This is a genomic window from Streptomyces sp. NPDC042638 (genome assembly GCF_040647235.1).
In the GTDB taxonomy this organism is placed as follows: Bacteria; Actinomycetota; Actinomycetes; order Streptomycetales; family Streptomycetaceae; genus Streptomyces; species Streptomyces rameus.
The window spans coordinates 1-13,486 of the sequence record NZ_JBEZBT010000030.1 but is presented as its reverse complement, the minus strand read 5'-3'; the positions used below and the strand labels follow the sequence as shown (position 1 = coordinate 13,486).

Here is a 13,486-nt window from a genome sequence, read left to right as displayed (position 1 = left end):
TCGTCTACATGTGGACGACGGGCGTGGCGCCCGCGTCCTGCCGGGGCACCCCACGGCGGTAGCAGAGGAAGGCGATCACCGCGCCCGCGCCGAAGAGGACCGCCGACCACCGGAAGGCGGTGGTGTAGCTCTCGACGGTGGCCTGCGCCTGCACCAGCTTGGCGGTGGCGTTCCGGCCGGAGAGGTAGTCGGTGGCGGCGCTCGCCGCGAGGGTGTTCAGCAGGGCCGTGCCGATCGAGCCGCCGACCTGCTGCATGGCGTTGACGGTCGCCGAGGCCACACCCGCGTCCTCGGCCGCGACCCCGCCCGTGGCCAGCTGCATGGCCGGCGGCATGACCAGGCCGAGACCCACACCGATCACGATCAGCTGCGGCAGCACCGCGCCCAGGTAGTGCGAGCCGAGGCCGATGCCGGTCAGCCAGGCCATGCCGGCCGTGGCGATCGCGAAGCCCAGCGGGATGACGGTCTTCGGGCCGAGCCTCGGCAGCAGCATCGTGGTGCCGGCCTGGGCGGTCACCATCAGCGCGCCGACCATCGGCAGGAAGGCCACGCCGGTCTTCGTGGGGCTGAAGCCGAGGTTGAGCTGGAGGTAGTAGGTCAGGAAGAGGAACACGCCGAACATGCCGGCACCGGTGATGAGCACCGCGAGGAAGGAGGCCGCCCGGTCACGGTCGAGCAGGATGCGCAGCGGCAGCAGCGGGTGCGCCGTCCGGGTCTGCCACCAGGCGAAGGCCGCCAGCAGGACACCGCCCGCGATGAGGAAGCCCCAGGTCAGCGGCGAGTCCCAGTCATGGGTCTCGGCGTTGGAGAAGCCGTAGACCAGGGCGAACAGACCGGAGGCGACCAGGACCGTCCCCGGTACGTCGAGCCTGGCGTTCGCCGCGTCGCGGTGGTTGCCCAGCAGCACCCAGCCGCCCGCGAAGGCGATGACGGCGATGGCGACGTTGACGTACAGCGTCCAGCGCCAGTCCAGCGCGTCGGTCAGCACACCGCCGAGCAGCAGGCCGACCGCGCCGCCGGCACCGGCGATCGCGCCGTAGACGCTGAACGCGCGCGCCCGTTCCCGGGCGTCGGTGAACGTGGTGTTGAGCAGCGACAGTGCGGCGGGGGCGAGCAGCGCGCCGAAGGCGCCCTGGAGGGCGCGGGCGGCGACCAGCATGGTGAAGCCGTTCGCGGCACCGCCGAGCGCGGAGGCCGCCGCGAAACCGACGACGCCCACGAGGAAGGCGGGCTTGCGGCCGAACAGGTCGGCTATCCGGCCGCCGAGCAGCAGCAGGGAGGCGAAGGCCAGGGCGTAGGCGGTGACGATCCACTGCCGGTTGCCGTCGGAGAAGCCGAGGTCGGTCTGGGCGGACGGCAGTGCGATGTTAACGATGGTGGCGTCGAGAACCACCATCAGCTGGGCGATGGCGATGACCGCGAGGATCCCCCACCGCCTGGGCGAGGCCGCGCCTTCCTGCGTCGCCGCGGTTCCCGCGCCGGAGGCGGCGGCCAGGGTCTTCTCGGACATGGGGGCCACTCCAGGGAAGTCGTCAGGGTGCGGAAAGGGAAACAGCTCGTAAACGAAACTGTTTCGTACACGTCGAGCCTACGACGATACGAGCGAAACGGCAACGTTTCTTTATCTTGGGTGCCGCCGCTCACGTGCCGGGCCCCGCCGCCCGGGTCCCGCCGTGCGCGGAGTTTCAGTGTGTGGCGCCCTGGATACACCGCGAGGATTCGGCCCCGGAGTTCGCGAGCCCGTGCACGCCGTCGCAGTGAGGTCGTCACCATGTCCCATGCCCCCTCCCCGCCAGGACCGCCGGACGGCACCCGGACGGCGCCGGCCACGGCCGAGGAGCGTTGCGTCGCCCCGCTCACCGGTCGCGGCCGGACCGGTCGGGGCGGTACCGCCCTGGTGACGGGTGCCTCCTCCGGCATCGGTGCGGCCGTGGCCCGCCGGCTGGCCGCCGAGGGCGGCTGGCGGCTGGCGCTGAACGGGCGTGACGTCACCCGACTGGAGCAGGTGGCCGCGCTCGCCGACGGGATCGCGCTGCCTGCGGACCTGACCCGGCCCGGCGCCGGCCGCCGGCTCACCGAGCTCGTCCTGGACCACCTCGGTCAGGTGGACCTGCTCGTGGCGGGTGCCGGCGTCGGCTGGGCCGGCGACTTCACCGGCATGCCCGCCGCCCGCATCGACGAGATCGTGGGCGTCGACCTGCTGGCCACCGTGCACCTCGTGCGGGCCGTACTGCCCCACATGGTCGCGGCCGGATCGGGACGCGTCGTGCTCATCGGGTCCCTCGCCGGCTGCGTGGGCGTACGCGGGGAAGCCGTCTACTCCGCGGCGAAGGCCGCCCTGGGCACCTTCGCCGACTCCCTGCGGTACGAGCTGCGCGGCACCGGAGTGGGGGTCAGCCTTGTCATCCCGGGCGTGGTCGACACGCCCTTCTTCGACCGGCGGGGCATCCCCTACACGAGGTCCTGGCCGCGGGCCGTATCCCCCGAGCGCGTGGCGGACGCGGTCCACGCCGCCGTACTGCACGGCAGGGACGAGGTGTACGTCCCCGGATGGCTGCGCCTGCCCGCCCGGGTGCGTGGCGCGGCGCCCGGTCTCTACCGGCGGCTCGCCGCCCGCTTCGGGTGAGGCGGCCATGTCCGGTCCGGGCGGGTGCGTCATGGTCGCCGTGAGGACGCTGTCGGCCTCCAGCGGCGCGGGGTGGCGGGCCCGGGCCGTACCGGCGGCGCGCCGAGGGCTTCCGGTGGGTGTGTCGTGACCGTCGTCACGGTGCTGCTCGCCCTGCTCGCGGCCCTGTCCAACGCGTCCGCCTCGGTGCTGCAGCGGCGGGCCGCCGTGCAGGAGCCGGACCAGGGCGACGGGGCGCAGTCGGCCGTGCGCCGGTTCGGCCACCTACTGCGGCGTCCGTCCTGGCTGACCGGCACCGGGCTGCTGGCGCTGTCCGGCGTGCTCCAGGCCGGGGCGCTGGCCACCGGGAGCCTGTCGCTGGTCCAGCCCCTGCTCGCCGCCGAGCTGCTGTTCACCCTGGCCGTGGGCAGTGTCGTCTTCCGGCGCCGCCCCGACACCCGGACCTGGCTGGCGTTCGCCGCCCTCGCCGTCGGTCTGGCCCTGTTCCTGCTCGCCGCTGCTCCGTCGGCCGGCCGGCCCACCGCGCGGCCGGGGGCCTGGCTGCTGGGCGGCTGCGCAGCGCTCGGCGCCGTCGTCCTGCTCGCGGTGGCCGCGCGCCCGGTCAGGGGCGCGTCCCGGGCCGCGCTGCTCGGTCTCGCCTCGGCGGTCACCTTCGCCACCACGGCGGCGCTGCTCAAGGAGGCCGTGGGGCGACTGGCCCACGGCCCCGCGGCGATGTTCACGCACTGGTCGCTGTACGCCACCGGGGCCGCCGGACTCGTCGCCTTCCTGCTGCTCCAGGGGGCGCTCGCCGCCGGATCGCTGACCGCATCCCAGCCCGCGCTCACCCTCGGCGACGCGCTCACCAGCGTCGTCCTCGGCTGGGTGCTGTTCGACGAGACGATCCGCCTGGGTCTGCACGTGCTGCCGGAGGTGATCGGCGCCGCCCTGATCGGCGCGGGCAGCATCGGCCTGGCCCACGCGTCGTCGGCCGCCGGGGAGTGGGACGCCACCGACCCGGCGGACCCTGCCGGCTCCGCCGCCGTCCCGCGCACTCCGAGGAGGTAGGTCACCGATGTCCCTCGCGCCCGGCCGCTCCTGGCGGACGGCCGCCCTCCTGCTGCCGGCCGGTGCCGCCGCGGCGCACATCGGCCCGGCGGCCACCTGGCTCCCGGGCCTGCGGCCCCTGCTCTTCCCCGGGTTCGCCGGCACCGGCCGCCGTCGGCACATCGCGCTCACCTTCGACGACGGACCGGACCCGGTGTCCACCCCGCGCTTCCTCGACGCGCTGGACGGGCTCGGGGTACGGGCCACCTTCTTCGTGGTCGGCGAGCACGTGGTGCGCCACCCGGCCGTGGTCCGCGAGGCCGTACGGCGCGGACACGAACTGGGCGTGCACGGCTGGCGCCACGACCGGCCCTGGCGCCCCGCGTTCGCCCGCGACGCCGAGGAGGTCTCCCGGACGGTCCGCGCGGTGCACGAGATCACCGGGCACCGCCCGCGGTGGTACCGCCCGCCGTACGGCATCCTCACCACGAGCCGCTGGCGGGCCGCGCGACGGGCCGGACTGCGGACGGTGCTCTGGTCGGCCTGGGGCAGGGACTGGACGGCGGACGCCACGCCGGAGTCCGTACGGGCCCGGGTCGCCGCGGACCTGCGCGGCGGCGGCACCGTCCTGCTGCACGACTCCGACCGGTACTCGGCTCCCGGCTGCTGGCACGCGGCGCTGGGTGCCCTGCCGGCCCTCGTCGGAGGCTGCCGGGAGGCGGCCTTGGAAGTGGGGCCGCTGAGCGAACACGCCCGGGCATGGGCAGCCGCACCGGCCCCCGCAGCGGGGGAAGCCCCCACGAGGTGACCGCGTCGGCCGTACGAGGGCCGGAGCGCGGAGGGTCACCATTCGGTCGCGTACCTCATCGCGTCGTGCCGGAAGAGGGCCTGGCCGCGGGTCACCCGGTCCGTGCGTTCCCGGCCGCCCTCGCGGAGCGCGGCCAGGGCCGCCAGCAGCGCGGGGCCGTCCGGCGCGAGTTCGGACAGGCCCAGGTCGGCCATCCGCCGTACGCCCTCGGCACCGTGGCCGGGCAGCGGGCGGTGGCCGATCACGGGCAGGCCCGAGGCGAGGGCCTGGACGGCGGTCTGGCCGGCGGCGTTGTCCACCAGGGCGTGGCACGCGGCCAGCAGCCCGGGCATGTCGTCGACCCAGCCCAGGGCGACCGCCGCCGGCTCCCGCGACAGACGCGCGAGCAGCCGCTCGTTACGGCCGCACAGCACCACCGGCAGCCAGCCGCCCGCCGCCAGCAGCCGGGCGGTGCCGGCCGGCCGGGACGCGGCGCCCCAGGCACCCGCCGACAGCAGGACCGGGGGCCGGCCGGGTGCCCGCGCGGCGAACCGCTCCCGCCACCGGGCGGCTCCGGGAGCCGGGGCGCGGAAGGCGGGCGCGACCACGGGGCCGGTCGTGACCACGGGCGCGGGGACGGCCCGGCGCACCCGCTCCGCCGCCGCGTCGGTGAGGCACAGATACCGGTCGTTGCCCGGATGCAGCCACTGCCGGTGCACCGCGAAGTCGAGCAGGAACACCGCGCACGGCACCCGCAGCCTGCCCCGGGCCCGCAGATGCCCGGTCAGCTGTGCGGCCAGATGGAAGACGGACACCACCACATCGGCGTCCAGCCGGTCCACGAGTTCCGTCAGCCGGTCCGCGGCGAGCCTGGCCAGTGGGACCCCGCTGGGCCGGGGGCCACCGCCCTCGCGCAGGAACGCGCCGTAGATCCCGGCGTACGCCCAGGGCAGGTGCCGTACCGAGGCCTGGTAACCGAGGCGCAGCCCCGTGCCCAGGCCGTGGGGCAGCAGCCGCAGCACGTCGGCCACATGGGCCTCGTGCCCCTGGGCCGCGGCCCGTCGCGCGAGTTCGGCGGCCACGGTGTCGTGACCGGCTCCCATGCTCGCGCTCACGATCAGCGTTCGCCGCCGGCCGCCCGGCGCTTCCTGGTCGGTGGTCCGCACAGCCCCGATTCTCCGCCGACGCGGCGCCCGGACGGCGGACGCGCCCGCCGTGTCGCCCGGCCGGAGCGTCACTCGTGCGCACCACGACACCATGCCGGTGCCCCGTCCTCCGGCTGCGAGCCGCCCACGGCGTGCCACGCTGGAATCGGTTACGGGAGAGCGTGTGGGCGGCGAGCACGGGAGGAGCCGTGAAGCGGTTGCGGCGCGGCCTGCACCGCGCGTGGCAGTGGCTGCGCGTCCGGGCCCTGTTCGAGCACGGACAGGAGCTGGAGCTGATGCACCGGGCCATGGGGTTCGCCACCCTGGCCCTGGTGACACTGGCGCCCCTGCTGATCGTGGTGGCCGCGGCCGACCCCCTGGTGCGGGGCGGCTTCGCCTCCTGGCTCACCGACGGCATGGGGCTCACCGGCCGGTCCGCGCGCGTGATCACCGACGTGGTCAGCCCGCCGCGCAAGGTCATCGGCACCACCAGTGTCTGGAGCGCCGTGCTGCTCGCCGTCTTCGGCGTGGCCTTCGGCGGCAGTGTGCAGAACGCCTACGAACGGATCTGGGGCCTGGCGCCCGGTCCCTGGCACCGGGTGTGGCGGCAGGCGACCTGGCTGGTTCTTCTGACCGCCTACCTCTACCAGGAGGTGGCGACGAAGACGACGCTGCACGGCGACCAGCGGATCATCGTGTCCGCCATCAGCGGGGTGCTCTTCTTCTGGTGGGGCCAGCGCTTCCTGCTGGGCGGCCAGATCCGCTGGCGCGGGCTGCTGCCCGGCGCGCTGGCCACGGTCATCGGCCTGGCCGGACTGAGGGCCTTCTCCTACCTCGTCTTCACCCCGCTCATCGTCACGAACGCCCTGAGCTACGGAGCCGTCGGCACCGTACTCGTCGTCGAGTCCTGGCTGATCGGCGTCGGGTTCGTCATCTACGGCGGTGCCCTCTTCGGCCGCTGGTTCACCGAACACCACTGGATGCCGTCCCACCACCACGACGAGCCGCAGGGGAAGGGTGACGAGGAATCCCCCTAGGACCTGACGTCCGCACCGATGAGTCTCCGGCGGTCGCGCGGTCTACCCCTCGACGAAGGGAGCGCACCGTGCGCAAGATCATTGTTTGTACGTTCCTGACGCTGGACGGCGTCATGCAGGCGCCGGGCGGTCCGGACGAGGACGCCGACCGCGGCTTCGAGTACGGCGGCTGGCAGAAACCGGTGTCCGATGACGAGGTCGGCACGGCCATCGCCGGCTGGTACGAGCACTCCGACGCGATGCTGCTCGGCCGCAAGACGTACGAGATCTTCGCGTCGTACTGGCCGACCGCCGATCCCGGCAACCCGTTCACCGATCGGATGAACAGCATGCACAAGTACGTGGCGTCCCGGACCCTGACGTCCGTCGAGTGGCGGAACTCCACGCTGCTGGAGGGCGACACCGTCGATGCCGTACTCAGGCTGAAGGCGTCGGACGGCGGCGACATCAACGTCGTCGGCAGCGGCGATCTCGCTCAGACCCTCATGCGGCACGGCCTCGTCGACGAGTTCCGGCTGACCGTCCATCCGGTGATCATCGGCACCGGCAAGCGGCTGTTCGCCGACGGAGCGATCCCCACCGCGCTGGAGCCGGTCAGCGTCTCGACGACGAAGGGCGGCACCGTCGTCGGCGTCTACCGGCCGAACGGCAAGCCCGGCTCCGACAGCTACTAGGCGGTTTCGTCCGGGTCACCGAACAGGCCACGGGTGAAGCCCGCCGGGCACGCCCCGCCCGGCGGGCCTCACCCGGGCGGCGCCGCGGACCGGGCCTAGGTCAGCTGCCTGCGTACCAGCTCGTGCAGCCTGCCCCCGGTGTCGGCGAGGAGGTCGTCCGGGGTGCCCTGCTGGACCACCTTGCCGTCCTCCATCACGATCACCCGGTCGGCGTCCAGGACGGTCGACAGCCGGTGGGCGATCACGATCCGGGTGGCGTTCAGCTTGCGGGTGCTGTCGATGACGATGCGCTGGGTGTCGTTGTCCAGCGCGCTGGTCGCCTCGTCGAGGAAGAGCAGGCGCGGGCGCCGGACGAGAGCCTGGGCGATCATCAGACGCTGGCGCTGACCGCCCGAGATCGCGCCGTTGCCCGCGACGATCGTGTGCAGCCCCATCGGCATCCGCTTGATGTCCTCCGCGAGCCCCGCCAGCTCGGCCGCCGCCATCGCCTCCTCCGGGGTGTACGGCTCGGTGCCGCAGATGACGTCCAGGATCGAGCCGGTGAACGGCTGCGCGTGCTGGAGGACCACCCCGCACTGGCGGCGCACCGCGGACTGGTCGAGCGCCCCGAGGTCCTGGCCGTCGTACAGGACGCTGCCCGAGACCGGCCGGTCGAAGCCGATGAGCAGGCGAAGCAGCGTGGACTTGCCGCACCCGCTCGGGCCGACCACCGCGACGAACTCGCCCGGCCGGACCGCGAAGGACACGTCGTCCAGGACCAGCGGGCCGTCGTCGGCGTACCGGAAGGAGAGCCGGCGGGCCTCCACGGCACCCGACAGCGGGCCGGGGCGGGTGCTCCCGGTCCGTACCTCGGGTGTGGCGTCCAGCACCGGCCTGATCTCCTCGAACAGCGGCAGCGCCGCCACCGCCGACACGAACGCGCCGGTCAGCTGGGTGACCGAGGTGAGCACCATGGTCACCGCCGTGTTGAAGGTGAGGAAGTCCGCCGCCGACATCGCCCCCCGGGCCGGACCCGCCAGCAGCATGAACATCAGCAGTGTGCACACCGGCAGATAGACCGCGCCGAGGACCGTGGTGAGGTTCTTGATCCGGCCGACCCGCTGCTGGAGTTCCCGGCTGCGCGCGAACTGGCGCGCCCAGGCGGCGTACGCGTAGTTCTCGGCCGCCGCCACCCGCAGCTTGGGCAGCCCGCGCAGGGTCTGGAACGCCTGGTTGTTCAGCTTGTTGCCGAGCACCACCAGCCGCCGCTGCCAGCGCACCTGCCACAGCCCCAGACCGGTGAACACGGCCCCGATGACGACGAGCATGCCGACCGCCGCCATCGCCATCGGCACGCTGTACCAGAACAGCAGACCGAGGTTCATCGCGCCGACCGTCACCGACTGCGCGACCACCGGGCCCACTCCGGCCAGCAGCCGGCGGATCGCGCTGATGCCCATGGCCGCGCTCGCCAGCTCACCGGTCGAGCGCTGGGTGAAGAACCGGGTGGGCAGGCGCAGCAGCCGGTCCCAGACGGCGGGTTGCAGCGCCGCCTCGATACGGCCCTCCAGGCGCAGGATCGACAGGTTCTCCAGCAGCGTGAACGCCGCCGCGACCACCCCGCTCACCATCACCGCCAGGCACACCTGGACGATCAGACCCACCTGTGCCCGCGGCACGTACTCGCCGAGCACCTTGCCCGTGGCGATCGGCACCAGCGCGCCGATGACCACCGTCACCAGGCCCGCGAGCAGCAGGTGCAGCAGGTCCGCGCGGGTGCCGGCCAGGCTGAACCGCAGCAGTCCGAGCGGCCCGAGCCGTCTGTCGGGCAGCGGCCGGTAGAACATCACCGCGCGCGGCTCGAACTCCTCCGCGTTCGCCTTCTCGACGGGTGTCTCACGGCCGGTCGCGGGCTGTACGGCCACATAGCCGCCGCGCCGCCACAGCAGGGCGACCGGGGCTCCGGACAGCGCCCGCCGGCCGACCAGGGGGCCGACGTCCTCCCGCCACCAGCGCCCGTCCAGGCGGACCGCCCGGGTGCGTACGCGTGAGGCAAGGGCGACCCGCTCGACGGGATCCAGCCGGTCGCTCTCGGTGCCGCCCTGCGCGGGCTCGGCGAGGGCGATCCCGGCCGCCTCGGCGACCAGTCTGCAGGCCGCGTACGAGGCATCCGCGTCGGCGGCGGTCGTACGGCGGGCCGAACGCTTGCCGATGGACGCCAGCAGGGTCTGGTCGGCCTGTGCGCGCACCGCCTCACCGGCCTTGATCCCGGCGGCCGTACGTGTCTCGTGAGCGCGTTCCAGCTGCTCGATCCACCGGTCCAGCGCGGTCAGCAGCCGGTACTGCTGGTCCACCATGCTCTGCCACAGCGCCGGGTCCATCAGCAGGTCGGCGGCGGCCTCCGCGCCGTACAGCGAGCCGTACTGGACACTGCCCGGGGGCACCTGCATCCAGAAGACGTCGTCGTCCGTGGGCGTGGCCGGACGCTCCTCGGCCATCGGGGCCTGGAAGAGGACGGACAGGCCGCGGCCCACACCGAGCGCGACCGCGTACTCCAGCGGGCTGGTGGCGGGCGGCACGTACTGCGGGTTGCCGTACTCGTCGTAGGACCAGGTCTGGGTGGGGGCCGGCTGATAGAGCTCGCGCAGGCTGACGCGGTGCACCACGCAGTCCCGGACCGGGCGGGCCACCAGCGTGTGCTGGGGCCCGGTGACCGGGCCGAGCAGCAGCGCGCCCGGCTCCAGCCGCCCGAGGTGGTGCCAGTGGCCCTGCCCGGCGGCGTCCACCGCGAACAGGTCCAGGGCGCCGGCCGTGACCAGCCACAGCACCTGCGGGCCCTGAAGGTCCAGGCGGCCCAGACCGGCGCAGTCCAGCCGGGTGCCGAGCGAGCCGAGCGCGCCGAGGACGAGGTCGCCTCCGTACCCCTCCTGAACAGTCGTCATCTCACCGCTCCCTGACCAGCGCCGCGTACGCGCCGCCACGCGCCACCAGCTCCTCGTGCCGTCCGCGCTCCACGACCGTGCCGTGCTGGAGGACGACGATCTCGTCGCTGTCGCGGACCGTGCTCAGCCGGTGCGCGATCACCACGCACGCGCAGCCGCGCCGCCGCAGGTTGTCCATCACGACCAGCTCGGTCTCCGCGTCCAGCGCGCTGGTCACCTCGTCCAGCACCAGGATGCTCGGCCGGCGCACCAGCGCCCGGGCGATCTCCAGGCGCTGGCGCTGCCCGCCGGAGAAATTGCGGCCGTCCTGCTCCACCTTGCTGTGGATACCGCCGGGGCGGCGCGTCACCACGTCGTACAGGGCCGCGTCCTTGAGCGCCTCCACCACGGCCTCGTCGGGGATCGACGGGTCCCACAGGGCCACGTTGTCGCGGACCGAACCCTCGAACAGGAAGACGTCCTGGTCGACGAAGGACACGGAGGCGGCGAGGGCGCCGCGCGGGATCTCCTCCAGCCGCCGGCCGTCGATGCGGATCACCCCGTCCCACGGGGTGTACAGGCCCGAGATGAGCCGGGAGACCGTGGACTTGCCGCTGCCCGAGCCGCCGACCAGCGCCACCTGCTGCCCGGGGCCGACGGTCAGGTCGAAGCCCGTGAGCAGCGGCTGGTCGAGCGGGCTGTAGCCGAAGGTGACGTTCTCCAGCTCGACGTGCCCGTGCAGCCGGCGGGTCGAGTCGCCGCCTTCGGGGCGGGAGTGCAGCGGGTCGGCCCGGAAGTTCTCCACGTCCTTCAGCCGGGCCACGTCCGCCGCGAAGTCCTGGATGCGGCCCGCCACTCCGTTGAGCCGGGTCAGCGGCGCGGTGAAGCGGGTGACCAGCGCCTGGAACGCGACGAGCAGACCGACCGAGATGTGCCCGTCGACCGCGCGGAGCCCGCCGATCCACAGGATGAGCGCGCTGTTGAAGGTGGCGAGCGTCGGCGCCACCACCCCCAGCCAGGCGCTCGGCACGCCGAGCCGCTGCTGCTCCTCCAGCGTGGTGGCGTGCTGGCCGGCCCACTTGCGGAAGTAGCCGTCCTCACCGCCGGTCGCCTTCATCGTCTCGATCAGCTGGAGACCGGTGTAGGAGGTGTTGGTGAGCCGCGCGGTGTCCGCGCGCAGCTTCGCCGTCCGGGTGGCGCGCAACCGTACGACGAGCCGCATGGCCACCACGTTCAGCAGGGCCACGGAGATGCCGAGGAACGTCAGCTGCGGGTCGTAGGTGTAGAGCAGGACCGCGTACAGCACGACCACGATCGCGTCCACACCGGCCGCCGCGAGGTCGCGGGCGAGGGTCTCGGCGACCTGGTCGTTGGACTGCAGGCGCTGGACCAGGTCGGCGGGGGAGCGCTGGGCGAAGAACGTCACCGGCAGCCGCAGCAGATGGCGCAGGAACCGGGCGCTGGAGAGGGTCGAGGAGATGATCCGGCCGTGCAGCAGGTTGGTCTGCTGGAGCCAGGTCAGCACCAGCGTGAGCAGCACACAGACGGCCATCGAGGTGAACAGCACGCCCAGCAGCGAGGTCTGGCCGCCGATGAGGAACACGTCGATGTAGGTGCGGCTGAGCGCGGGCACGGCCGCGCCGACCGCGACCAGCAGCAGGCTGGCCAGCATCGCCGCCGGGAGGGTGCCCGCCGTGCCGCGCAGCCGGGCCGGCATGGCGCCGAGCACACCCGGCCTGCGCCCGCCCTTGCTGAAGCCGTCGCCCGGCTCCAGCACCAGGACGACCCCGGTGAAGCTGCCGTCGAACTCCTCCATGGGCACGAACCGGCGGCCCTTGGCGGGGTCGTTGATGTAGACCCCGCGCCGGCCGAAGCGGCGGCCCACGCCGTCGTAGACGACGTAGTGGTTGAACTCCCAGAACAGGATGGCGGGCGCCCGCACCCCGGCGAGGGCGGACAGGTCCATCTGCATGCCCTTGGCCGTCAGGCCGTAACCGCGGGCCGCCTTCAGCAGGTTGGAGGCGCGGGAGCCGTCGCGGGAGACCCCGCAGGCTATGCGCAGCTCCTCCAGCGGGACGTGCCGCCCGTAGTGGCCGAGCACCATCGCGAGGGAGGCGGCGCCGCACTCGACGGCCTCCATCTGCAGCACGGTGGGCGTACGGACCGTACCGGTACGGGACTTGGGAGCCGGCCGCTTCGCGGGAGCCGCCCGTCTGCGGGGACGGGTTTCCGGGGCGTTCCCGGTCGGGGCGGTCACGGGAGCAGCCAATCGACGGGTCGCTGGTCGGCGAGGCGGACGGAACCGGTGGCGAGGGTCATGGAGTCGAGGCGGAACGGCGGCCCGCCGGCGGTGGACCACCGGTAGCCGCTCTTCGTGGACGACGACGTGTCGAGTTCCACCAGTACGGCGACCGGGCGGCCCTTGCGCGTGAACTGTTCGCCGAGCTGGCTGTCGCCGAGGTACGCGGCGATGGACTGGGGGGACTGCGCGGTGCGGTCCACCGACTTCACCTCGCCGCGCAGGACGCCGTACCGCTCCGTCGGCACCGAGGACACGGTGAGGTCGACCGAGGCGTGCGCCGGGATGGCGGCGGCGTTCTCGGCGGGCACGTACACGGTCGCGTACAACGGGTCGGAGGCATGGGCGACCTTCTCGACCGCGGCGATGTTCGCGCCGGTCTGGATGATCTGTCCGATGCCGGCGGCGAGCGTGGTCACCCGGCCCGCGGCGACGGTGCGGACCACGGTGTCGCCCCTGCCCGTACGGACCTTGAGGACCGGCGCGTTCGCGGGCAGGCGTTCGCCCTGCCGGGCCAGGACCGCCGTCACCTGCCCGGCGACGGGGCTCTGCAGCAGGTAACTGCCCTGCCCGTGGGTGAGGATGGCCGGCGCGCCGACCGTGGAGGCGACCGAGCCGGTCACCGCCCACACGGAGGCGGCGGCCATGACGACGACGGTGACGCCGAGCGCGAGCCAGCCCTGCGGGCGGGCGAGCCGCACCGGAAGATCCAGCTCTTCCGGGGACTGGAGCTTGGCGAGGGCCTGTTGGCGGAACTGCACGGAACTTCCCTCACCTGTGGGAGAGACGCAAGTGTTTCAAAGGCACGTGTGCTGCGGATGCGCGTGTCGCCGAGGCGTATGTGCTGCGCATACGTGTGTGCTTCAGAGGCGCACGTGTGCCGGGTGCCCACGTGTTCCTGGGCATCCGAGAGTCCTCCCAGGCGCCGAGCCTGGTCATCCGGGGGGCGACCGCGTCGGCCGTCGGCCGGTGCAGTTCGCCGGCGGGCCGGC

Annotated in this window: 10 protein-coding genes; 5 read left to right on the top strand and 5 right to left on the bottom strand. The window is 73.5% G+C overall.

Annotation, left to right across the window (positions count from 1 at the left end; genetic code table 11):
• Window positions 1-4 precede the first annotated feature (4 nt).
• On the bottom strand, window positions 5-1,510 hold the full coding sequence (locus AB0B40_RS23105; protein WP_362265304.1) for an MFS transporter: 1,506 nt from the start codon (window positions 1,508-1,510) through the stop codon (window positions 5-7).
• Between the two features lie 261 nt (window positions 1,511-1,771).
• On the opposite strand from AB0B40_RS23105, the gene AB0B40_RS23100 reads away from it, so the two are divergent.
• From AB0B40_RS23100 to AB0B40_RS23090, 3 genes are all read left to right on the top strand, one after another.
• On the top strand, window positions 1,772-2,626 hold the full coding sequence (locus AB0B40_RS23100) for an SDR family NAD(P)-dependent oxidoreductase (protein ID WP_362265302.1): 855 nt from the start codon (window positions 1,772-1,774) through the stop codon (window positions 2,624-2,626).
• A gap of 126 nt (window positions 2,627-2,752) precedes the next feature.
• Window positions 2,753-3,673: a DMT family transporter gene (locus tag AB0B40_RS23095; protein WP_345060333.1), complete on the top strand. Its 921-nt coding sequence runs from the start codon at window positions 2,753-2,755 to the stop codon at window positions 3,671-3,673.
• Between the two features lie 7 nt (window positions 3,674-3,680).
• Window positions 3,681-4,460 carry a polysaccharide deacetylase family protein gene (locus AB0B40_RS23090; RefSeq protein WP_362265300.1) on the top strand — a complete coding sequence of 260 codons (780 nt, stop codon included), beginning with the start codon at window positions 3,681-3,683 and terminating at the stop codon, window positions 4,458-4,460.
• 35 nt (window positions 4,461-4,495) lie between these two features.
• Here AB0B40_RS23090 and AB0B40_RS23085 read toward each other — a convergent pair whose 3' ends face one another.
• Window positions 4,496-5,542, bottom strand: a complete 1,047-nt coding sequence (locus AB0B40_RS23085) for a galactosyldiacylglycerol synthase (RefSeq protein WP_362265356.1) — start codon at window positions 5,540-5,542, stop codon at window positions 4,496-4,498.
• Window positions 5,543-5,802: 260 nt separating this feature from the next.
• Between AB0B40_RS23085 and AB0B40_RS23080 the strand changes: the two genes are divergently transcribed.
• Window positions 5,803-6,621, top strand: coding sequence for a ribonuclease BN (locus AB0B40_RS23080; RefSeq protein WP_345060361.1), 819 nt, complete (start codon window positions 5,803-5,805; stop codon window positions 6,619-6,621).
• A 68-nt stretch (window positions 6,622-6,689) separates the two neighbouring features.
• A complete protein-coding gene (locus AB0B40_RS23075; protein WP_345060337.1) occupies window positions 6,690-7,295 on the top strand; it encodes a dihydrofolate reductase family protein in 606 nt (201 codons plus the stop codon).
• Between the two features lie 95 nt (window positions 7,296-7,390).
• On the opposite strand, the gene AB0B40_RS23070 is transcribed toward AB0B40_RS23075, so the two are convergent.
• From AB0B40_RS23070 to AB0B40_RS23060, 3 genes are read right to left on the bottom strand one after another with little or no spacing between them, the layout of a single operon-like run.
• On the bottom strand, window positions 7,391-10,216 hold the full coding sequence (locus AB0B40_RS23070; RefSeq protein WP_362265298.1) for an NHLP bacteriocin export ABC transporter permease/ATPase subunit: 2,826 nt from the start codon (window positions 10,214-10,216) through the stop codon (window positions 7,391-7,393).
• Between the two features lies 1 nt (window position 10,217).
• Window positions 10,218-12,452 carry an NHLP family bacteriocin export ABC transporter peptidase/permease/ATPase subunit gene (locus AB0B40_RS23065; protein WP_345060341.1) on the bottom strand — a complete coding sequence of 745 codons (2,235 nt, stop codon included), beginning with the start codon at window positions 12,450-12,452 and terminating at the stop codon, window positions 10,218-10,220.
• Window positions 12,449-13,255, bottom strand: a complete 807-nt coding sequence (locus AB0B40_RS23060) for an HlyD family efflux transporter periplasmic adaptor subunit (RefSeq protein WP_345060343.1) — start codon at window positions 13,253-13,255, stop codon at window positions 12,449-12,451. Before AB0B40_RS23060 ends, AB0B40_RS23065 begins: the two co-directional genes overlap by 4 nt.
• Window positions 13,256-13,486: the final 231 nt, after the last annotated feature.

Excerpts from the sequence above, each read along its gene's own strand:
- AB0B40_RS23105 (WP_362265304.1), bottom strand. The coding sequence starts at position 1,510 with ATGTCCGAGAAGACCCTGGCCGCCGCCTCCGGCGCGGGAACCGCGGCG.
- AB0B40_RS23100 (WP_362265302.1), top strand. The coding sequence starts at position 1,772 with ATGTCCCATGCCCCCTCCCCGCCAGGACCGCCGGACGGCACCCGGACG.
- AB0B40_RS23090 (WP_362265300.1), top strand. The coding sequence starts at position 3,681 with ATGTCCCTCGCGCCCGGCCGCTCCTGGCGGACGGCCGCCCTCCTGCTG.
- AB0B40_RS23085 (WP_362265356.1), bottom strand. The coding sequence starts at position 5,542 with ATGGGAGCCGGTCACGACACCGTGGCCGCCGAACTCGCGCGACGGGCC.
- AB0B40_RS23070 (WP_362265298.1), bottom strand. The coding sequence starts at position 10,216 with ATGACGACTGTTCAGGAGGGGTACGGAGGCGACCTCGTCCTCGGCGCG.